Below are 20,909 nucleotides of genomic sequence, written 5' to 3' on the forward strand. Positions count from 1 at the left end.
TTTAATTTGCAGATTTGTTGATTGACGCTGCTATACAGCATTGTTGTCGGTCATATAGGTTTGGGTAATTTCATCCTCCAATTGCTTTAAGTTTTCTTGTAAACGGTTTAAGGCCTGTTGGTGTTCTAAAATTTGCTGATGCTTGTTGGCGATTAAAGCCTTCGCCACTTCTACAGGAAATCGGTTCTGTTGATATTTTAAAACAGAAAGGTCGTAAAGCTCGGCAAGACTAAATCCAACCGCTTGGGCAAGACGAATCATTTTGACTGATTGGACATCAATCGCTGCATAAATACGATAATTTCCTTTTCTTTTTGCGACGGGCAATAAACCGAGTTTTTCATAATGCCGAATAGCTTTCGGGGTGGTGCCTGTTAACGCAGCCAATTCTCCAATATACATATTTTTCCCCATCACTTAAAAAGATGATCATGAGCCAACAGCCCTCATGATCAGTTTAATAGATACTTCAATTATAGATGGTCTAAACCCAACCATTGTCTTTGATCATAAGCACTGTCCCAGAATAACCATTCGAGTTTGGCGCCCATGCGATACGCCGCGTGCATTTTTTCTAAGGTGTCGGCATCGCAACGTGCGGCGACTTTATTTACAGTGGCAATGACATTGCGCACAGCGGTATGAAATTCTTCGCCTGCATAGGTATCAATCCAAGCTTGGTACGGATTATTCGGCACAGAATGCTGCACAATGTCTTGACCGACTTCGGCATAAATCCAGAAGCACGGCAACAATGCCGCTAGCACGACAGGATAACTTTCTGACCACGCCGTCGCACTTAAAAATGACGTGTAATGATGACAAGCCAAGGTCAGTGGTGTAGTTTCAAACTGTTGTTTAGAGACATCGAATTCTTGCATAAAGCTGTCATGCAAACTGCGCTCAACCACAATCGCAATTTTGGCGGCATCCGAAAATTGCATGACATCATCGGCTTCATACGCTTTTGCTGCACATACCGCTAAAGCACGGCCATATGCCAATAAATAATGCGCATCTTGAATGACATAATGAGAAAAGGCTTCACGGCTGAGCGTACCTTGTGCGAGTTCTTGGTTGAAAGGAAGCGCTAAAGTTTTTTGGTAGAGGTCGAGATTACGCTGCCACAATTGTTCAGAAAAAAGCATGCGGGTTTCCTGGTCTAGCTTTACAAATTATGGCGACTAGACTAACGCAAGCATGCTCAATAGACGACTCATTTTTTACAGGGCAAAGTTCTTCTCAGAAAAAATCGCAGAACAATTTTGGTTTGGCGTGTAAAAGCGTCATAATATCGCGCATGAATTTTTATGCTGTAGTCATGCTATAGCGCTCTTATTATCCAAAGGTCACTTCGTTATGATGAAACATTTTGGTTTCTCTATCTTATTTACGATTGTGTGTCTTGCCATTTCTGCTTATTGGGGCTTTACGCATGGTCCTGAAGCAGGCTTGAAGACCATGTTTACTGCGCTGACCATTACTGCAATTTTGGCGGTAATGGAAGTTTCATTGTCATTTGATAATGCGGTCGTGAATGCTTCGGTCCTCCGCGGATGGGATCATTTTTGGAAAATGATCTTCTTAACCGTGGGTATCATTATTGCAGTATTTGGTATGCGTCTGGTGTTCCCAATTGTAATTGTGGCTGTGACTGCCGATATGGGCATGCTCGAAGTGGTGAACATGGCATTGAATGAGCCACAACAATATTCAGAAAAACTGATGGCCCATCATGCTGAAATTGCTGCTTTTGGTGGTGCATTCTTGTTATTGGTGTTTTTGAATTTCTTCTTTGATGAAGGTAAAGACACGCACTGGTTCAAATGGTTAGAGCATCGTTTAGCCAACTTAGCCAATGTTCCTGCAATGTCTGTCTTTATTTCACTGATCGCATTGTTGATTATGGCAGCCAATGTTTCAGATGCTGAACGTTTGTTGGTGACGATGGCCGGTATTTGGGGCATCGTGGTGTATATCGGTGTGCAAGTGTTGAGTCATTTGTTAGGTGGTGAGCCTGAAATTGATGAAGAGGGCAATGCCGTAGCACATGATGCCAGTGGTGCATCTACAGGCGTGATCAAAGCAGGTTTAGGTGGCTTTATTTATCTTGAAGTCCTCGATGCCTCATTCAGTTTTGATGGTGTAATTGGTGCATTTGCGATTACTTCGGATGTGGTCATCATTATGCTGGGTCTGGCAATTGGTGCGATGTTCGTGCGTTCAATGACGATTTATCTGGTTGAAAAAGGCACCCTCGACGCCTACATTTTCCTTGAACATGGTGCGCATTATGCGATTGGTGCTTTGGCATTCATTATGTTGGCCAGTGGGACAGGTGTTCATGTTCCAGAAGTGGTCACAGGTTTAATTGGTGTCGCCTTTATTGTTTGGGCAGTCATCGCCTCGATTCAATATAGCAAGCGCCAAGGACAGCAAGGCTAAATCGTTCATGGGAACGAAATGTCCACATAGTAGAATTCAGGGTGCATTGAATTGCGCCCTTTTTTCTTGAGATAATTCCAGAATCACCACGCATTCATGTCTGAATGTTGTAGCATAACTTCCAAATTCAACGCATTTAAGTCTATTGATATGATGAATTCCTTAGAACGCCGTTCGACCTTTGCTTTAAGCAGTATTTTTGCATTGCGCATGTTGGGCCTGTTCATGATTATTCCAGTCTTTTCCGTGGCTGGTCAGTCGTATCAATATGCGACACCTGCGCTGATTGGTTTGGCTGTGGGCGTATATGGGCTCAGTCAAGCCATTTTACAAATTCCGTTTAGCTTAATTGCCGACCGTTTTAGCCGAAAGCCTTTGGTAGTATTGGGTTTATTGTTGTTCTCAATTGGTGGTGCAGTCGCAGCGATGTCTGACACCATTTATGGCGTGATTATTGGTCGTGCCATTGCGGGTGCGGGTGCGGTTTCTGCAGTGGTGATGGCTTTGCTGGCTGATGTCACCCGTGAAGAGCAGCGTACCAAAGCCATGGCGGCTATGGGTATGAGTATTGGTTTGTCTTTTGTGGTGGCATTTAGTTTGGGTCCTTGGCTGACCAGTCTGGTGGGTATTTCGGGCTTGTTCTGGGTTACAACCATTATGGGCTTGGCGGCCATTGCCATGTTGTTGCTGGTACCGAAAGTAACCCGACATCACAAAAACTTTCAGCAAGGCTATTTGGCACAGTTAAAGCAAGTGCTGAAAATGTCAGATCTGAATCGTCTGCATGTGTCTGTATTTACCCTGCATTTATTGCTCACGGCAATGTTTATTTATGTGCCATCCCAATTAATTGAATTTGCAAAAATTCCATTAGCCAAGCATGGTTTAATTTATCTGCCTTTGCTGGTGATTAGCCTGTTTTTTGCTTTCCCCAGTATTATTGTGGCGGAAAAATATCGAAAAATGCGTAGTATTTTCCTGACTGCAATTGCAGGCATCATTTTAGGTTTAATTACCCTCATTTTTGGCTATGAATCTAAATATATCTTATTGATCGGACTGGGTTTATTCTTCATTGCCTTTAATGTCATGGAAGCTTTATTGCCATCGTGGCTGTCTAAAGCTGCACCGATTCAGTCCAAAGCCACTGCGATGGGCGTAAATGCCAGCAGTCAGTTTTTAGGGGCATTTTTTGGCGGTACATTGGGTGGTCAATTATTAATGCTGAATAACACCGCATTCGGTTGGAGTATCCTCACCGCAATTGCTATAATTTGGCTACTCATCAGTTTTGGATTGGCTCAACCACGTTATCTTTCATCGTTGGTATTGCGCTTACCCGAGAATAAACAAACAGATGAGTGGACTTCTCAACTTTTAGCGATTCGTGGTATTGAAGAAGTTGTGGTGATGTCGGACCAACAAGTGGCGTATGTGAAAGTAGATAAGCAGCGGATTGATGAAGCTGCGCGACAACATTTAACGCACTTGTTGGGGAAAGAGGTAGCCATTTAAGCATAACTCTTATAAAGTAAATAATAGAAATAGATAGGAAGTAAACATCAGATGCGCGGTGTAAATAAAGTTATTTTAGTGGGCACATTAGGCCGAGATCCAGAGACGAAAACTTTTCCAAATGGGGGCTCGCTTACTCAGTTTTCAATCGCAACCAGCGATTCTTGGACTGACAAAAGCACAGGTGAACGTAAAGAACAAACTGAATGGCACCGAATTGTCTTGCACAATCGTTTAGGTGAAATTGCTCAGCAATATTTGCGTAAAGGTTCGAAGGTTTATATTGAAGGTTCATTGCGTACGCGCCAATGGACAGATCAAAATGGTCAAGAACGTTACACCACAGAGATTCGTGGTGAACAAATGCAAATGCTTGATTCGAACCGTCAGCAAGGTGAAGGTGTGCCAAGCGATAACGCTGGGTTTAACCAACCGCGTTTTAACAATAACCAGAACAGTGGTTATGGCAATAACACGGGTTATAACAACAATAATAATAACCAAGGTTATGGCAACGCAGGCGGTTTTAACAATAATCAGGGCGGCGGTAACCAAGGTGGTTATGGCAACAATAATCCAGGTGGTTTTGCACCTAAGGCAGCTCCTTCTGCACCAGCACCTGCAGATTTGGATGATGATTTACCGTTCTAGATCATAGATCTAAGGCAAATATTTTAATCCAATTGCCTACAAAACAGATAAAACCTTCTTGGCTTTGCTAGGAAGGTTTTTTTATTGAGTCTGACTACACAGTGTCAAGTCAGACCAAAGTTATAGAGAAGGGCGAACCGATCCCTTTTAACATATTGTTTATTCTAACTTGCATTTATTTTAACTGTATCTTAATGATAACAAATTGATATATATCTATTTTTATATTAAATATGCGTTGTATTCAACGGTTTAAAATATTGAAAAATAACATAAACGCACAAAATTGGTGCATAAAAGCAACAATTGGCTCTTTCCTTCATAAGAAAAATGGCTCTCGTTTCTTGAGCGCCAAAACGACAAATTAAGCCTATATAGAAGTATGCATACGGAAACGTCGGATTTGCCCACTCAATTCTTTCTCCTTAGGCGATTGGGCAGATTCACCAGAAAATTAGGAATATTGATGACCTAGAGTAAACTGACTTTGGGACAGCTATATTTCTATCATGTTAAGGAAAATTGTATGGCTGGACATCAAACGTCAGGAGCCAACGGCTCTCAAGGCTTACATAACGGGCTTAAATCTCGCCATTTGACCATGATCTCAATTGCAGGTGTCATTGGTGGTTCTTTATTTGTCGGTTCAGGCAGTATTATTTATAACACTGGACCTGTGGTCTTTCTCACTTATGCTTTAGGCGGTTTATTGGTTTGGTTCATCATGCGTATGCTTGGTGAAATGGCTGTTTTAAACCCTGATAGTGGTTCTTTTTCTACTTATGCTGACCGTGCCATTGGTCGTTGGGCGGGTTTCTCAATTGGTTGGCTGTATTGGTGTACGCTCGCCATGCTCATGGGCTGGGAAGCCTATGTTGCGGGCAAAATTTTAAATAATTGGTTTCCCTTTATCCCGATCTGGGCCTATATGACAGTCGTCATTGTTGCTTTGGTCGCGGTCAACTTACAAAACGTAAAAAACTATGGTGAATTTGAATTCTGGTTTGCGCTCATCAAAGTGATTGCGATTGTAATCTTTCTTGTGCTCGGTAGTTTAGCGATTATGCACTTATGGCCTTGGGGCAATCCTGCTGCATCAGGCATCAGTAATTTAACCGCACAAGGCTTTATGCCCAATGGAGCATCCTCGGTCATTACGGCTTTACTGGGGGTAATGTTTGCCTATATTGGCGCTGAAATTGTCACCGTTGCAGCCGCAGAATCAGCGGACCCTTCTAAGGAAATTCGGAAGGCTTCTAACTCAGTCGTTTGGCGTATTATTTTATTCTATGTGGGGTCAATGTTTGTAGCCGTGTGCTTGATTCCGCATAACAATGAACTTTTGAAAGATTCAACTTGGGGTACCTATAGCGTGACCTTGACGGCACTTGGAATTCCTGGCGCACGTCATATTGTCAACTTTGTCGTACTGACTTCGGTTTGTAGCTGTTTTAACTCGGCACTGTACACCTGTTCACGTATGTTGTTCTCTTTAGGCAAACGTGGTGATGCTCCGAAGAGTTTTGGTACGGTGAACCGTCATGGTAGCCCAGCAGTAGGCGTGATAGTCTCTTGTTTCTTCTCTGTGATTGCGGTGATTTTAACGGCAACCAAGAGTATGGATGTTTATGATGTATTCATGCTCACTACAGGTGCAGCAACGCTATACGTGTATTTGGCAATTGCTTATTCGCAACTCCGTATGCGTAAAAAACTTGAAGCAGAAGGGGTACAAATTGATTTTAAAATGTGGATGTTCCCTTATGTCACCTATGGTGTGATCATCGCTATTATTGGGGCAATTCTGACCATGTTGATTGAAGGCACTTATTTTAAAGAAGTGATTTATACGACGGTCTTGTTCGGTACGATTGTGTTCTTTGGATTACTTTCGGAAAAATTGGGTTGGGGAAAAGAGCGTAGGGCTTCTCATTTAGCACATCACAATACAGAAAAACTGGTTTAAGCTACGTTAAGCTGAATTGAAAAAAAGAGTCTCCAATTGGAGACTCTTTTTTTTTTGATGCTATTCAGATAATCAATTTACGGTGGGTACACCAGCTTCACGTAGACATTGTAATAGCACACCAAAAGACATCACCATATCGCGCTCATTCACACATGCAAAGCCCATCAGCAGTCCACGCTGTGCACGTGCGTGCGAGTGCATATAATATTGAGACAAGGGACGAACTTTAATACCACGTTCTAAAGCTTTAGACGCAATCGCAACATCATCGCACTGTTCAGGCAGTTTCATAACCAGATGCAGACCTGAATCATGGCTATATTCGTGGACAAATTCGGGTCCTAAATAGCGATGAATCAAATCGACCAGATAAGCACGACGCTTACCATACAGTAGGCGCATACGTCGAATATGTGCTTCATAATGCCCTTCACGAATAAACACCGCTAAGGCTTTCTGTTCGAGTAAATGTCCACCACGATAAAGTTCTGCGGCCAAAATCCGTAATGGTGAAAAGAGCGAACGTGGCACCACCAAGTAGCCAATACGTAGTGCAGGGTAAATGGTTTTACTGAATGTTCCCATGTAAATGACGGGAGCATCGGATTCCAAACCTTGCAGTGATGGATAGGGTTGACCCGAGAAGCGGAATTCACTGTCATAGTCATCTTCCACGATCCAGCTATTATTTTGCTTGGCAATACTCAAGAGCTGCTTGCGTCGTTCTAGGCTTAGATGTGATCCCAATGGATATTGATGTGACGGCGTCACAAAAATCAGTTTGGGTGGTTTTTCTGGATTTTGCTCTGGAATAATACCGTCAGCATCGACAGGCATGGGGTGAATGTCTAGGCCATTAATACGCAAAGTGTTGCGCATTCCCCAATAGGCAGGATCTTCAATCCAGACCTGATCGCCAATATCACACAGGGCTCGAGAAACCAGATCTATGGCTTGATGAATCCCTTCGGTAATAATAATTTGGTCGGTGTCGCATTGAACTGAACGGGCGACACGCAAATAATCGGCCAGCGCACTACGTAGTTCTAGGCAGCCGCCAGCATTGCTGTAAATTAATTGTTCAATATTGGGTTCACGGTTTAAACGTGCTTGAATCCGACTAAAAATATGATGTGGAAATTCAGTCACATCAGGTGCACCCGGTACAAAAGCACCCCATTGATGTGGAGATGCCGCGGCATGTCCCATCACTTGTGTACCACGTTGTGATAAAGATGCATTTTTTTTGGCTTTGGCAATTCCTTCAATTTTCTTGCCATGAATGGTATTTAAAAATACTTCGGGTAAGTGCTCCGCAACCCAAGTACCGTGACCCGTACGTGCTTCCAAATAGCCTTCGGCTTGCAGTTGCTCATAAGCAGACAGCACGGTATTGCGCGATACCTTGACTTCATTGGCCAAATCACGAGATGCAGGTAAGCGCGTTTTGGGCTGAATCACACCTTCGGTAATCGCACCTCTCAAGCAACGGAATAGGCGTTGATGTAGCTTACCCTCCGTATCTTGCTGGAGACGTTGTAATAAATGATCACCTAACAAACTGCGCAATTGGCTCTCTCCTACAGTTAAAAAGTGGCTCTGGTCAGTTGACCCAAGAAGCGCGAAATTACAGTCATAGGCAGTCATTGTAAAGCATCCTGAAATTAGGCGAACGGATGCATAGACCAAAGCTGTAATTGACAATGAAAAAATGAGGAAAAAATAATGGATGCTAATCATTCTGCACTCAATGCGCGTAAACAGCAAGCAACCCCACGCGGCGTAGGCGTGATGTGTCAGTGGTATGCGGAAAAAGCAGAAAATGCCACAATTTGGGATAAAGATGGCAACGAATACATCGACTTTGCGGGTGGTATTGCAGTATTGAATACAGGTCACCGTCATCCAAAAGTGATTGCGGCTGTGACTGAACAGTTAACCAAGTTCACCCATACCGCTTACCAAGTAACACCATACGAAAGCTATGTATCTTTGGCTGAGCGTATCAATGAACGCGCACCAATTGCGGGTCAAGCAAAAACTGCATTTTTCACGACAGGTGCAGAAGCAGTTGAAAATGCGGTAAAAATCGCACGTTCTTACACAGGTCGTCACGGCATTATTACCTTTGGTAACGGTTTCCACGGTCGTTCATTCATGACGATGGCAATGACAGGTAAAACTGCACCATACAAACGCGATTTTGGTGTAATGCCTGGTGGCGTATTCCATGCGCGTTACCCAGTGGCATCGAAAGGTATTTCTGTTGATGCAGCCATTGAAAGCGTTGAAAATATTTTCAGTGAAGATGTATCTGCACATGATGTAGCAGCCATTGTGCTTGAACCAGTACAAGGTGAAGGCGGTTTTAACGTTGTTCCTGCTGAATTCTTAAAACGTTTACGTGCCATTTGCGACCAACACGGTATTTTGTTGATTGCAGACGAAGTACAAACTGGTTTTGCGCGTACTGGTAAATTGTTCGCAATGGATCATTACGAAACTAAAGCTGACCTGATCACTATGGCGAAAAGCCTTGGCGGTGGTTTCCCAATTTCAGGTGTTGTGGGTCGTATCGACGTGATGGATGCACCAAACCCAGGCGGTTTAGGTGGTACTTATGCAGGTAACCCAATTGCAGTTGCAGCAGCACATGCAGTGATTGATGCGATTGAAGAAGAAAAGCTTTGCGACCGTGCCAATGTTTTAGGTGCAGAATTAGTTGCGGTATTGAAACAAATTCAATCAGAAACGACCATTGTGAATGATGTTCGTGCATTAGGTTCAATGGTTGCTGTTGAAGTTGAAAATGCGGATATCGCAAAAGCTGTACAAACTTTTGCAATGCAGAAAGGTTTGTTGTTGTTAACTTGTGGTAAAAATGGCAACGTGATTCGTTTCTTATATCCACTGACCATTCCAACAGAACAATTCCGTCAAGCTTTAGACATTCTAAAACAAGGTTTTGATTCTTTAGCATTGCCAGCAACTGTTGGGGCGCAAACTGCGGAGCAATCAGCATGATTCAACAAGGATTGCAATATTTATTGGCACATCCTGATATTGCCCTTGAAGCACCTGCTTCAAGCGGCTTTATTGAAGTTCAAGATGCAGCGACTGGCGAAAGTCTGGCATGGGTAAAAACCTATGACCAAGCGGGCGTTGAAGCAGCCATTAGTCGTTCTGAACAAGCACAAGCACTTTGGAAAAAGCAAACCGCTTTACATCGTGCCGACATCTTGTGGGCATGGTATGAATTGATGCTCGAGCATAAGGAAAACTTGGCGCAGTTGTTAACGGCTGAACAAGGTAAACCTTTGCTTGAAGCACGTGGTGAAATTGCCTATGCAGCCTCGTTTATTCGTTGGTTTGCAGAGCAAGCCCGTCGTATTGATGGTGCGGTTCTTCCTCCAACTCAAGCGCATCAGCGTTTGGTGGTGATCAAGCAAGCGATTGGTGTGACTGCGGCCATTACGCCGTGGAACTTCCCAGCAGCCATGATTACGCGTAAAGCAGCACCTGCACTTGCAGCGGGTTGTTCAATGTTGGTGAAACCAGCAGAACAGACCCCGTTATCTGCCTATGCATTAGAAGTATTGGCCTTGCAAGCAGGCTTGCCACAAGATCTTCTGTTGAACATTGTGGGTGATGCTGCTGAAGTGGGTCAAACATTGTGTAACAGCGATGTGGTACGCAAACTGAGCTTCACAGGTTCGACGCCAGTGGGCCGTATTTTGATGCAGCAATGTGCACCAACCATCAAAAAACTCTCTTTAGAGTTGGGTGGTAATGCGCCTGTGATCGTATTTGATGATGCGAATCTTGATCAAGCTGTGCAAGGCATCATGATGAGCAAATTCCGTAACAGCGGTCAGACTTGTGTGTGTGCCAACCGTATCTATGTGCAAGCAGGCATTTATGATGCACTTTGTGAGCGCTTAGTGGCTGAAGTTGCAAAATTAAAAGTGGGTGATGGTCGTGTCGAAGGCTCGACGCAAGGTCCATTGATTGATGCGAAAGCCGTAGCTAAAGTGCAATCACATATTGATGATGCGAAAACGAAAGGTGCGAAAGTACTGATCGGTGGTCAATTACATGCTTTGGGTAAAACTTTCTTTGAACCAACCGTTCTGCGTGATGTAACGCAAGACATGCGTGTTGCGAAAGAAGAAACCTTTGGCCCATTGGCACCGTTATTCCGCTTTGAAACTGAAGCAGAAGCGATTGCACTGGCAAATGACACTGAGTTTGGCTTAGCCAGCTATATCTTTACCCAAAGTGCTGCACGTCAATGGCGTGTGGGCGAAGCGTTAGAATATGGCATGGTGGGTGTAAACACGGGCGCGATTTCGAATGAAGTTGCTCCGTTTGGTGGTGTGAAACAGTCAGGCTTAGGTCGTGAAGGTTCAGAGTGGGGCATCGATGAGTACTTAGAAATGAAGTACATGTGTATCGATGTGACCGATCCTTCAGCATAATCTTTGCTGTTGATAGAAAATGCTGGTGATGGCTTTGGTGGTCACCAGCATTTTTATTTGTATCGGATAAAATCATTAAAAAGGAAAATAGCATCTAAATTTTAAATCTATAAAACCGATTAAAATTATAAAAAACTACGGTTTTACCTATATGGGAAAATTTCTTATTCTTGGTTTCAAGTTAAACAAATACAGTCACTGATACCGAGGAACCGCACATGAGTTTAATCAATACTGAAATCAAACCCTTCAACGCAACAGCTTATAAAAATGGTGAATTTGTTCAAGTGTCTGAACAGAATTTTTATGGCAAATGGTCGGTTGTGTTTTTCTATCCTGCCGATTTTACTTTTGTCTGTCCAACTGAATTAGGCGATTTAGCCGATCATTATGCTGAATTCCAAAACATGGGTGTGGAGATTTATTCCGTTTCGACTGATACCCATTTCACGCATAAAGCATGGCATGACAGCTCAGAAGAAATTAAGAAAATTCAGTACAGCATGATTGGTGATCCGACTTGGGTCTTGGCGAAAAACTTTGAAGTGCTGATTGAAGCAGAAGGCTTGGCTGATCGTGGCACATTTGTGATTGACCCTGAAGGGAAAATCCAAATTATTGAAATTAATGCGGGGGGTGTGGGGCGTGATGCGCAGGAGTTATTGCGTAAAGTTAAAGCAGCCCAGTATGTGCATGCACACCCTGGTGAAGTTTGCCCAGCAAAATGGAAAGAAGGTGATGCGACTTTGGCACCATCGATTGACCTGATTGGTAAAATCTAAGTCAAAGCACTTTGAATTTAAAAAATCCAGAACTTTGGTTCTGGATTTTTTTTGAATTCAAAGATAATTCAATTCAAATTGAACTTGCTGTTTAAGGTCTACTAAATGGCACAGGGTGATTCATTGGGGATAGATAGCCTGGTTGCTCCTGTGCCAATGCGCGTAAACCTGTCATGAGCACCTGAATTAATTTCTCTACAACTAGACGTTGTCCTTTACGAGAAGCATAAACTAATTGCACCGTACCAATGTTGGAACACCACTCAGGTAAAATATGAATCAGTTTTCCTGAAGCGATATCGTATTCAACAGTTAAATAAGGTAGATCTGCAATCCCTAAACCATCCAGTGCAGCAAAATAAACCCCCGCCAAGTCATTACATTTCAGGCGTGGCTGTAAGGGTATTTCAATGCTTTCATTACGACCCCGATGATGTAAATGCCAAGCATACTGATTTTTTTGTGTCCCTAGTACAACGCTGGGATAATCACCAAGTTCGGTAATCAGCTGAATGTGATGACCTTGTAATAAAGAGGGGCTAGCGACCAAGCAATGCGTGGTTTGCATCACATCACGTACGACAATGTTGGCATCTTCATTGACCGAAAAGTTGGTCCGTAGCGCAAGATCAATATCATCATGTAAGACATCAACTCGACGACTGGTTAATTCGAGTTCCACCTCAACTCGTGGGTAATCTTTTAGAAATTGGGTGAGAATATGACGGACTTGGTATTGCAACATCACGGAGGGACAACTGATTTTGACTAAACCTTGAGGTTCATTTTTCTGTTGAAGCAGGACATTTTCAGCACATTGGACTTGTGCAATTACTTTGCAGCATTCTTCATAAAATGCTTGTCCCAACGCGGTCACTTTAAAATGTCGGGTCGAACGTTGAATCAGTGTAATGTTAAATTGGTGCTCTAAATCAAGAATCCGTCGACTGAGCTTAGACTTGGTCATTTGACTGGCTTCGCTGGCTGCACTGAATCCACCATGCTTGACCACTAAATAAAAATAATAGTAGTCATCAAATGAACGCATTTGCCACCTCTGTTCGTGATGTTTTCAAGTACGTTACAGCATGAATGCGATGCTGTAACGTACTTTATTCTGGTTTATTTTTGCCCTGTATTTTGATTATAGCTATTTATAAGGTTGCGATAATCAGGAATATGGTTGGAGAAGAGAGTCCCCAAGCCTTCAATATCATTTCGCCAGTCACGATGCAGTTCACACGCCATGCCAAACCATGTCATGAGTTGTGCACCTGCTTGTGACATACGCTCCCATGCGGCATCACGGGTCAAGGCATTAAACGTGCCTGAAGCATCGGTAATGACAAACACTTCAAAATCCTCTTCCAGTGCAGATAGCGCTGGAAAAGCCACACAGACTTCGGTCACGACACCTGCAATAATCAGTTGCTTTTTACCTGTGGCTTTAATGGCTTTGACAAAGTCTTCATTGTCCCATGCATTAATTTGTCCTGGGCGGGCAATATATGGTGCATCGGGGAACATTTCTTTTAATTCTGGTACCAGAGGGCCGTTTGGACCATTTTCAAAACTGGTGGTCAGAATGGTAGGCAAATTAAAATATTTAGCAGCATCGGCCAAAGCCAGTACATTGTTTTTGAATTTATCGGGATCGATGTCACGTACCAAGGACAACAGTCCAGTTTGATGATCGACCAGCAAAACGGCAGCATTATTTTTATCTAAGCGAGTATAAGGTTTACCCATTTTCTTATTCCTTTAGTGGATGAATAGAAAACTCAGCCATGCTCATAATTATGTTTAGCGCATGGTTGCGTTGTTGTTATATTAAGCAGAGTTGTAATTAAGCTTAAAGGATGATCTTGGGAAAGATTGTCTTATTTTTGAGATAGTTTTGTTGTTGCACTCGATGCGAAAATAAAAACATATAAATTCAATACTCTGGAGAGATTGTTGTAAAAATAGGATGGTGTATCGCATAAGCTCACTATGTCCTGCACTTTAAAATGCTTAACATGACTGCATGTTAGATCCTAGAGATAGGAGTTTTGAAATGAAAAAAATTACAGGTGTGTACCGTAACCAAAATATGCATTGGGTCGGTGATGGTTTTCCAGTGAGAAACCTGTTTTCTTATGACCGTTTAGGACAAGCGATTAGCCCGTTTTTGTTATTAGATTATGCTGCGCCGTATCCATTTACACCTACCAAAGAGCAGCATGGTGTGGGTTCACATCCGCACCGTGGCTTTGAAACCGTGACCATTGCCTATCAAGGTGCAGTCACACATAAAGATTCTAGTGGCGGTGGTGGTACGATCCAAACGGGCGATGTACAGTGGATGACTGCGGGTTCAGGCTTGGTGCATGAGGAATTTCACTCGACTGAATTTGCGGAGCAAGGCGGTTTGTTTGAAATGGTTCAGTTGTGGGTGAATTTACCCGCAGCCGATAAAATGACAGCCCCGCAATATCAGGCCATTCAAGCTCAAGAGATTCCTGTGATTCATTTTGAAGATGAAGCTGGGCATTTACGTGTGATTGCGGGTACGTATGCAGAGCAACAAGGTGCAGCATCGACCTTTAGTCCAGTCAATGTTTGGGATGGCATGCTGAAAGCAGGTCACCGCCAAGATGTATTTGTGCCAGTCGATCACAACACCTTAGTGGTGGTGTTACAAGGTGAAATGCTGCTGAACAGTCATCAAAAAGTGTTGGATAACTCGATCGTGTTATTTGCACATGATGCTGAATCACACATTCAATTGGAAGCGCTTACTGATGCGAAATTCTTAATTTTGACAGGAAAACCTTTGAATGAACCAATTCAGGGTTATGGTCCGTTTGTGATGAACACCAAACAGGAAATTATTCAGGCCTTTGAAGATTTCAATCAAGGCAAGTTTGGTGAGATTCCAGTTCAGGAACATCATCACTAAGCGATTCAGCCAATCCGAAGGCAGTAACGGTTAGAAAAAAGAAGAAGCCCCGAAGTCATTCGGGGCTTTTTGCGCTTTAAGCTTTGTTGTGTATGGCACAGATGTTATCTAGATTTGCACAGTGCCATATTTTAGTTAGTGTGATACAGTTGTCATTTTTGTGTGGTGTATGATACCGACTTTTTTATTATTTGTAAAATTAGATATGAAAATGGAGTTCATCTAATTGATTAATTTTAAACAAAAAATGAATAATCTATTTTTTTAGAAAAGACTTCGTTTAAAAAGTAATCACGAATAAGTCGTAAAGCAGGCAAGCTAAAATTAAATTGTTAGCGAATTTTAAAAGCATGGATTCTGGCATTTTTTAATAGTCTGTTTTGTCGCCCTGTAGTACATAATTTCCTTAATGTGTAACTGACGGATAATAACTTTGGATATTGCAGTTATTGGTAGTGGCATGGCTGGACTGGCTACTGCGAGAATTCTTAAAGATGCTGGACATAACATTACAATTTTTGAAGCCTTACCAGGCCGTGGAATGGACAGTCACAGCACCGAATTTGAAGGTGGGTTGATTGATGCACCTTTGCGTGTCATGAATCCACATTTATGGAAAAATACCTTAAGTTTAGCGACGTATTTAGGTATTCAAACTTACCCAGTACGAACCTATATGGCATGTAGCTGGTTATTTGAAGATAAAACTGAAACATGGCTCACCACCACCCGTACCCGTATTGGTAATTTTCCAATTATCAATAACCGTAAAGGCATCAAACAATATGGTTGGCGCTTGGTTAAAGGCATGTTGCAGTTAAAAACCGCGATTTCTCAATTTTTTAAATCTGAGAATCAAGAGATTACTTTGGCAGAATTCATTAATCAGAATGATATTGAAGAAGTCTTCTGGCATGGTGCGGTGATGCCAGTGTTATATACCATTTGTACTTGTAATCCAAAAACCATTGGTGATTGGCCCGCAAAACCGTTGTTGACCTTCTTGCGTCAACTCACGGATGGGGATGCTTTATTGCGTATGCAGGGGGGTACACCAGCCTTGGTCGATAAGCTGATTCAAGGCATTGAGATCCGTAGTGGCTCTGCCATCACCCATGTGAAACAGCAAGGCGATAAAGTACAGGTTGAAAATTCGGCAGGTGAAACCTACCAGTTTGACCGTGCAGTGATTGCAACACCAACCAACAAAATTGACACTTTCCTTGATCAAGCACAATTTAAAGACGACATTGATTTATTAAAGCAATTTAAATTTGAACAAGGTCAATTGGTCATTCATACCGACACCTCTGTTATGCCACCGAAGCGTAAAGACTGGGCGGTGTTGAGTTATATGATGGATCGTAAGTTTACCCGTCAGCAATTCACGGTTTGGTTAAACGCAGTTGAGCCAAGCCTCGTGGGTAAAAATCCTGTGTTCCAAACTTGGCGTCCTGTGACTGAAATTGATCCGAAAAAGATCATTTCTAGTGTAACGTTAACCCGTGCGGTGGTGAACTCGGAAACCGTGGCATTGAATAAACAGTTGCAAGAACGTCATAAGCAACCTGATCGCAAAGTATTCTATTGTGGTTCTTGGTCGTGTGATGGTTTGCCAATCTTGGAATCGGCGGTGACCTCTGCTATGAATATTGCTGAGATTTTTGGTGCACCATTGCCGTTCGTTGGCTTAAAGCCTAAAGTAGAGGTTGCTCCGCAACTCGGCTACTAAGTTCATGAAATGGCTCCAACAGCTTCGCACAGAGGTTTCCCAACATAAATATGCCATCAATGCAAAATTATTAGGGGACAGCAGCGAACTGGCTTGGAGCAATCTGGGATATTGGTCTGAAACGAATCAGACCTATCCCGAAGCTTGCCGTGCCCTTGCCGATCATTTGGCCCACAGTGTGCAATTAACCGCATCCGATCATGTACTGGATTTGGGCTGTGGACAGGGGGCGAGCCTGTTGCATTGGCAACAACAGTATCAGATACAACATATTGAAGCGGTTGAATTACAACCTAAATATATACAAAAAATTCAAACAGCCATTCCTCAGCTAAAGGCTATTCATGGCCAGTCTTTTTTAAATTTAAAATACATTTCCTTTCAGCAAGCTTTTGATGTGGTGCTGTGTATCGATGCAGCTTATCACAGTAGTTTGAATTCATTTTTAAATTCAGTTGCACCCGTTTTAAATTCAAAAGGGCGTTTGGGATTTCATTATCTAATTTTAAGCCCGAAGTTTTTGAATTTAAATGTCGCGGAAAAAATACAGTTGGCCTTGTTGCTTAAAGCTGCCGATGTGAATTTAAAAAACTTGTCTGATGAAGTTGCTGTACAGCAACAGTTGGTACAAGCAGGTTTTGAACAGATTCAAATTGAAGATTTTTCTGAAGCTGTATTGGGTGGTTTTTCCCAATATATTCAGCAGCAGACCACAGCACCGCAGACTGAAGCGCAATATACAGCTTTTGATGTAATGAAGATTCAGTTGACAGCAAAACTGTGTCAGAAATTATGGACGCAAGGTGTAGTGCAATATGTGCAAGTGACAGCACAAAAGAAATAAAAAATGTAGGTCTAAAAACAACAAAAGCCCACTAGTAAATAGTGAGCTTAAGTGAATGGTGCCGGCACACGGATTCGAACTGTGGACCTACTGATTACAAGTCAGTTGCTCTACCAACTGAGCTATGCCGGCATCTTGTGCTGTGCATTTTACATTAAGTTGTTTTGAATGCAAGCCAAAAAATGAACGATTGAATACTCAGCATTATGAATTGAATCTAAGTTTTGATTCATCATCTATTTTTGGATCAAAAGAAAGCTATTTTAGGCTGTAAATCCAAGTGTTAATACATTCACCTGTCTCGATTAAGGTGGCTTGTACTGGGCTACGGACATAACCTTCGCCTTCAAATTCATCGAGCATTGTCCAATGTTGGGCTAAATTTTCCGAGAAAAACACAAAGCCTTGTACAGCAGAAGCATTTTCATTGAGTACAATGCCTGGAAAGCCTAAGTCTGCGCCCCAACCTTTGGCATGTAATTCGCCATGTACATAGGCTGTTGCCCATGTCCCACCCATATTTTCTAAAATATGCGCATTAGGGCGGTTTGGTCCAAGGGTGCCATAAACAAATAAGCTCAACATGATAAAAATATGTTCCTCGATTGATTTGAAAAGTTAAGTCTGGTGTAGAGGGGAAACTTTAATGAGGCTGAGTCCAATACCTGCAAACACCAAGAGCATTGCCAAGAGAACAACGCCTAACCATCCTGCATGTAACCAGAACCATCCTCCTACCGAACCGATAATGCTGGAACCAAGGTAGTAAAACAGTAAATATAATGAAGTCGCATGTCCTTTGCTGTCTTGGGCTGTAGCACCGACCAAACCACTACATAAGGCGTGGGCAATAAAGAAACCTGTAGTAATCAATGCCACACCGATAATGATCATCCAAAGGTTCTGCGCTAAGGTACAGGCAATGCCCAATCCCATAATAACAAAGCCGAGAATTACCATACTTTGTCGGCCATAGCACTGTGCCAGGCGAGCGGCCAATGATGAAGACACCATACCTAAACTATAAGAGAGAAAAATTAAGCTGATTTGAGTTTGACTCAGAAAATATGGCGCTGCATCGAGACGGAAAGTAATGTAGTTAAATAGGGTTACAAAGATACTGGTCAACACAAAGCCCAACGCATAGAGACGCAGTAATGAGCGATTGCGTAAATGTGACCACCACGCTTGCACATGGAAATTTAAATTTAGCCCTTTTTTTACAACAAAATGGCGAGAAGGGGGCAGTAAATATAAGAAACCACAGGCACAGAATAAACACAATAGACCCAATAAGCCTAAGGCTGTTTGCCAGTTGACCCATTCAATCAGCATCCCCATGCCAACCCGTCCCATCATGCCGCCAAAAGCCGTTCCCGCAATATACAGCCCCATAGTTTGTGCCAAGGCTTTGGGGTCCATTTCTTCTGCAATCCATGCCATGGTGACGGCAGGAACCCCACCTAAGACAAACCCTTCCAGTGCACGTGTAGCGAGAAAGGTATGCCAGTGGGGAATAAACATCGCCAAGATATTCAGTCCAGCCGCACAAGCCATGGACATGAAAATGACATTACCCCGACCTAAAGCTTGTGAAAAAGCACTGGAGAGTACAATCGAAATGGCTAAGAAAGCAGTGGTCAGCGACAATGCGAGTGCACTATTGGCAGGGCTCACGGCAAAGGTCTGGGTAAACGCAGGCAGTAAAGGTTGTACACAATAAATCAGAGAGAAACTGGCAAATCCCACCAAGAACAGGGCCAGTCCTGCACGGTAATAAGTGCTCGTACCCGATTCAATCCATGATTTGGATAATGGGGAAATCGGCTCAAGTTCTGGACTTGAAGATGCGGGGCTAAGCATTTGAACTTCCAACAGCCAAACGGTTTGGCTAACATGATGATTTACAGAATAAGCCTAGCAGCGAGAAGGTCATCCTTCTAATATATTTAAGTCTATAGCAATATATGTTTTATATATGAATATTGAGCTGCGCCATATTCGCTACTTCTTAACCGTGGCAGAAGAAAAAAACTTTACCCGTGCGGCACAACGCTTGTGTATGAGTCAGCCGCCCTTGAGTATGCAAATTCGTGATTTGGAAGAGAGTATTGGCGCAGAGCTGTTTTTACGAACTTCGCAGGGAGTGGTGCTGACCGAAGTTGGACAAGCTTTTCTCACTGCGGTGGAACCGTTACAACATCAATTGGATGATGCGATTCAGTTGGCACGCCATGTTGCTAATGGTGAAGTGGGACAGTTGCGTTTGGGCTTTACAGGTACTTCAATGCTGAACCCTCTAATTCCAGAAAGCATTCGTCGTTATCAGCAGCAGTATCCCCAAGTTGGGTTAAAACTAGAAGAAGCCAATTCCCTCAAATTAATTGACTATGTACTGGAAGACCGACTAGATATTGCCATTATTCGGCCACCGCGACAAATTCATAGCAGTTTAGCCATGCAACAGTTGTTGAATGAAGCATTAATAGCCGCGGTTTCTGTACGTCGTGATTTAGCGCAGGGTGAACAACCGTTACAGGTGACCTGCTTACGTGAACATGAAATGATTTTGTCCCCGCGCAGCGTCAGTGCAGGCTTATATGATGCGGTGACTGATGCCTGTCAGCAAGCAGGCTTTGAACCCAAAATGGGTCAGAGTGCACCACAGATTGTCTCGATTTTATCTTTGGTGGCGGCTAATTTGGGGGTATCGATGGTGCCAGAATCTTCGCAGCAATTACAAATTCAGGGCGTGGTGTATCGGCCTTTTGCCGAGCCTGTACCTACAGTTGGGCTGGCTGTAATTTATAAGCAGCATTTAGCCACCCAACTGGCGATTAATTTCGCCAGCATTTTACAAATGGTTTGCCATCAGGGTGCTAAATATTCCTCAGAGTCGATTTAGAGTGCCAACCAGTCATAGTAATATCACTGAATCTGTGCTGAAAATGCTGAAATAAAATTTATATTAATTTAATTATTTCAGTATCTTAGTTTGATTTTATCATGTGATTTAAGCGGTGGAGTTGCTATAATCCCTTGCGCCTATCTGGGGGGATAGTATTGTGTTAAATCGTGTGCTGATCAGTTTTGTCAGTTTATTTTGGAGTGTGTTTGCATGTGCCGAGTGGACCTACGTCAATGCAAATTATGATCACTCGCAATATATTTATGTCGATTTTAATCGGGTGAGAGTACTTGATGCAAAAAGCAATGAAGTTGAATACTGGGTCAAGTATTTAATTAAAAATGACAAAGAAAAAGATGGCTTGGAACTGGGTGATTATTCCTTGGCCTTGTACCGTGTGGGCTGTGAGAGTGAACAATATAGCATTCGCTCCTCGGCTAATTTCAAGAAAAATGGTTCCTTAATGAGTAGCCAGAATTATGCTGCCAGTCAGGCTCGCCCGATTATTCCCAATACTGCACTCGATTATACTGCTGCAATGGTCTGCCGTGTTTTGCCACAAAGTCAGAAAGTCGATCGTCTGGAACAGCTCACCCGACGTATTGCAATGGGAGAATACTGATCAAGCAATCAACTTCGTCAGC

General features: G+C 42.8%; 19 protein-coding genes and 1 tRNA gene. 12 read left to right on the plus strand and 8 right to left on the minus strand.

Annotated features, from left to right (window positions below; all coding sequences use genetic code 11):
- Positions 1–30 precede the first annotated feature (30 nt).
- Both C3F34_RS07665 and tenA read right to left on the minus strand, forming a co-directional pair.
- Positions 31–402 (minus strand): MerR family transcriptional regulator, encoded by a 372-nt coding sequence (locus tag C3F34_RS07665; RefSeq protein ID WP_104441357.1) that lies wholly within the window; start codon positions 400–402, stop codon positions 31–33.
- A 71-nt stretch (positions 403–473) separates the two neighbouring features.
- Positions 474–1,148, minus strand: coding sequence for a thiaminase II (tenA, locus tag C3F34_RS07670; protein ID WP_104441358.1), 675 nt, complete (start codon positions 1,146–1,148; stop codon positions 474–476).
- Between the two features lie 211 nt (positions 1,149–1,359).
- Here tenA and C3F34_RS07675 point away from each other — a divergent pair, with 211 nt between their 5' ends.
- The 4 genes from C3F34_RS07675 (at position 1,360) to C3F34_RS07690 (ending at position 6,577) form a co-directional block, all read left to right on the plus strand.
- Positions 1,360–2,445 (plus strand): DUF475 domain-containing protein, encoded by a 1,086-nt coding sequence (locus C3F34_RS07675; protein ID WP_016168791.1) that lies wholly within the window; start codon positions 1,360–1,362, stop codon positions 2,443–2,445.
- Between the two features lie 150 nt (positions 2,446–2,595).
- On the plus strand, positions 2,596–3,960 hold the full coding sequence (locus C3F34_RS07680) for an MFS transporter (RefSeq protein ID WP_104441359.1): 1,365 nt from the start codon (positions 2,596–2,598) through the stop codon (positions 3,958–3,960).
- A 51-nt stretch (positions 3,961–4,011) separates the two neighbouring features.
- Positions 4,012–4,611 carry a single-stranded DNA-binding protein gene (gene ssb / locus C3F34_RS07685; protein WP_104441360.1) on the plus strand — a complete coding sequence of 200 codons (600 nt, stop codon included), beginning with the start codon at positions 4,012–4,014 and terminating at the stop codon, positions 4,609–4,611.
- A 526-nt stretch (positions 4,612–5,137) separates the two neighbouring features.
- On the plus strand, positions 5,138–6,577 hold the full coding sequence (locus C3F34_RS07690) for an amino acid permease (RefSeq protein ID WP_044738917.1): 1,440 nt from the start codon (positions 5,138–5,140) through the stop codon (positions 6,575–6,577).
- 72 nt (positions 6,578–6,649) lie between these two features.
- On the opposite strand, the gene C3F34_RS07695 is transcribed toward C3F34_RS07690, so the two are convergent.
- Positions 6,650–8,149: a PLP-dependent aminotransferase family protein gene (locus tag C3F34_RS07695; protein ID WP_213064798.1), complete on the minus strand. Its 1,500-nt coding sequence runs from the start codon at positions 8,147–8,149 to the stop codon at positions 6,650–6,652.
- 156 nt (positions 8,150–8,305) lie between these two features.
- On the opposite strand from C3F34_RS07695, the gene gabT reads away from it, so the two are divergent.
- The 3 genes from gabT (at position 8,306) to ahpC (ending at position 11,840) form a co-directional block, all read left to right on the plus strand.
- Positions 8,306–9,604, plus strand: coding sequence for a 4-aminobutyrate--2-oxoglutarate transaminase (gabT, locus tag C3F34_RS07700; protein WP_016168786.1), 1,299 nt, complete (start codon positions 8,306–8,308; stop codon positions 9,602–9,604).
- A complete protein-coding gene (locus C3F34_RS07705) occupies positions 9,601–11,058 on the plus strand; it encodes an NAD-dependent succinate-semialdehyde dehydrogenase (RefSeq protein WP_044738919.1) in 1,458 nt (485 codons plus the stop codon). Before gabT ends, C3F34_RS07705 begins: the two co-directional genes overlap by 4 nt.
- 218 nt (positions 11,059–11,276) lie before the next feature.
- Positions 11,277–11,840: an alkyl hydroperoxide reductase subunit C gene (ahpC, locus tag C3F34_RS07710; protein WP_044738920.1), complete on the plus strand. Its 564-nt coding sequence runs from the start codon at positions 11,277–11,279 to the stop codon at positions 11,838–11,840.
- Between the two features lie 91 nt (positions 11,841–11,931).
- Here the strand turns inward: ahpC and C3F34_RS07715 are convergent, their stop codons facing one another.
- Positions 11,932–12,888, minus strand: coding sequence for a LysR substrate-binding domain-containing protein (locus C3F34_RS07715; RefSeq protein WP_044738921.1), 957 nt, complete (start codon positions 12,886–12,888; stop codon positions 11,932–11,934).
- Positions 12,889–12,962: 74 nt separating this feature from the next.
- Complete coding sequence (ycaC, locus tag C3F34_RS07720; RefSeq protein ID WP_044738922.1) at positions 12,963–13,589, minus strand: isochorismate family cysteine hydrolase YcaC; 627 nt, start codon at positions 13,587–13,589, stop codon at positions 12,963–12,965.
- 307 nt (positions 13,590–13,896) lie between these two features.
- On the opposite strand from ycaC, the gene C3F34_RS07725 reads away from it, so the two are divergent.
- From C3F34_RS07725 to C3F34_RS07735, 3 genes are all read left to right on the plus strand, one after another.
- The gene (locus C3F34_RS07725; protein WP_044738923.1) at positions 13,897–14,781 is read left to right on the plus strand and encodes a pirin family protein; all 885 of its coding nucleotides are present in this window, start codon (positions 13,897–13,899) and stop codon (positions 14,779–14,781) included.
- A gap of 433 nt (positions 14,782–15,214) precedes the next feature.
- Entirely contained in the window at positions 15,215–16,513 is a 1,299-nt protein-coding gene (locus tag C3F34_RS07730; RefSeq protein ID WP_016168781.1) for an FAD-dependent oxidoreductase, read from the plus strand.
- Between the two features lie 4 nt (positions 16,514–16,517).
- Positions 16,518–17,357 carry an SAM-dependent methyltransferase gene (locus C3F34_RS07735; RefSeq protein ID WP_044738924.1) on the plus strand — a complete coding sequence of 280 codons (840 nt, stop codon included), beginning with the start codon at positions 16,518–16,520 and terminating at the stop codon, positions 17,355–17,357.
- Between the two features lie 56 nt (positions 17,358–17,413).
- Here C3F34_RS07735 and C3F34_RS07740 read toward each other — a convergent pair.
- The 3 genes from C3F34_RS07740 to C3F34_RS07750 form a co-directional block, all read right to left on the minus strand.
- Positions 17,414–17,489 (minus strand) — tRNA-Thr (locus C3F34_RS07740).
- A gap of 126 nt (positions 17,490–17,615) precedes the next feature.
- Positions 17,616–17,942, minus strand: coding sequence for a gamma-glutamylcyclotransferase family protein (locus tag C3F34_RS07745; protein ID WP_044739134.1), 327 nt, complete (start codon positions 17,940–17,942; stop codon positions 17,616–17,618).
- A gap of 33 nt (positions 17,943–17,975) precedes the next feature.
- Positions 17,976–19,220: an MFS transporter gene (locus C3F34_RS07750; RefSeq protein ID WP_044739133.1), complete on the minus strand. Its 1,245-nt coding sequence runs from the start codon at positions 19,218–19,220 to the stop codon at positions 17,976–17,978.
- Between the two features lie 121 nt (positions 19,221–19,341).
- On the opposite strand from C3F34_RS07750, the gene C3F34_RS07755 reads away from it, so the two are divergent.
- Entirely contained in the window at positions 19,342–20,262 is a 921-nt protein-coding gene (locus tag C3F34_RS07755) for a LysR family transcriptional regulator (protein ID WP_044739138.1), read from the plus strand.
- 160 nt (positions 20,263–20,422) lie between these two features.
- A complete protein-coding gene (locus C3F34_RS07760; RefSeq protein WP_016168776.1) occupies positions 20,423–20,887 on the plus strand; it encodes a surface-adhesin E family protein in 465 nt (154 codons plus the stop codon).
- Positions 20,888–20,909 lie beyond the last annotated feature (22 nt).

The sequence above is a fragment of the Acinetobacter sp. ACNIH2 genome, from assembly GCF_002934965.1.
GTDB lineage: Bacteria > Pseudomonadota > Gammaproteobacteria > Pseudomonadales > Moraxellaceae > Acinetobacter > Acinetobacter tandoii.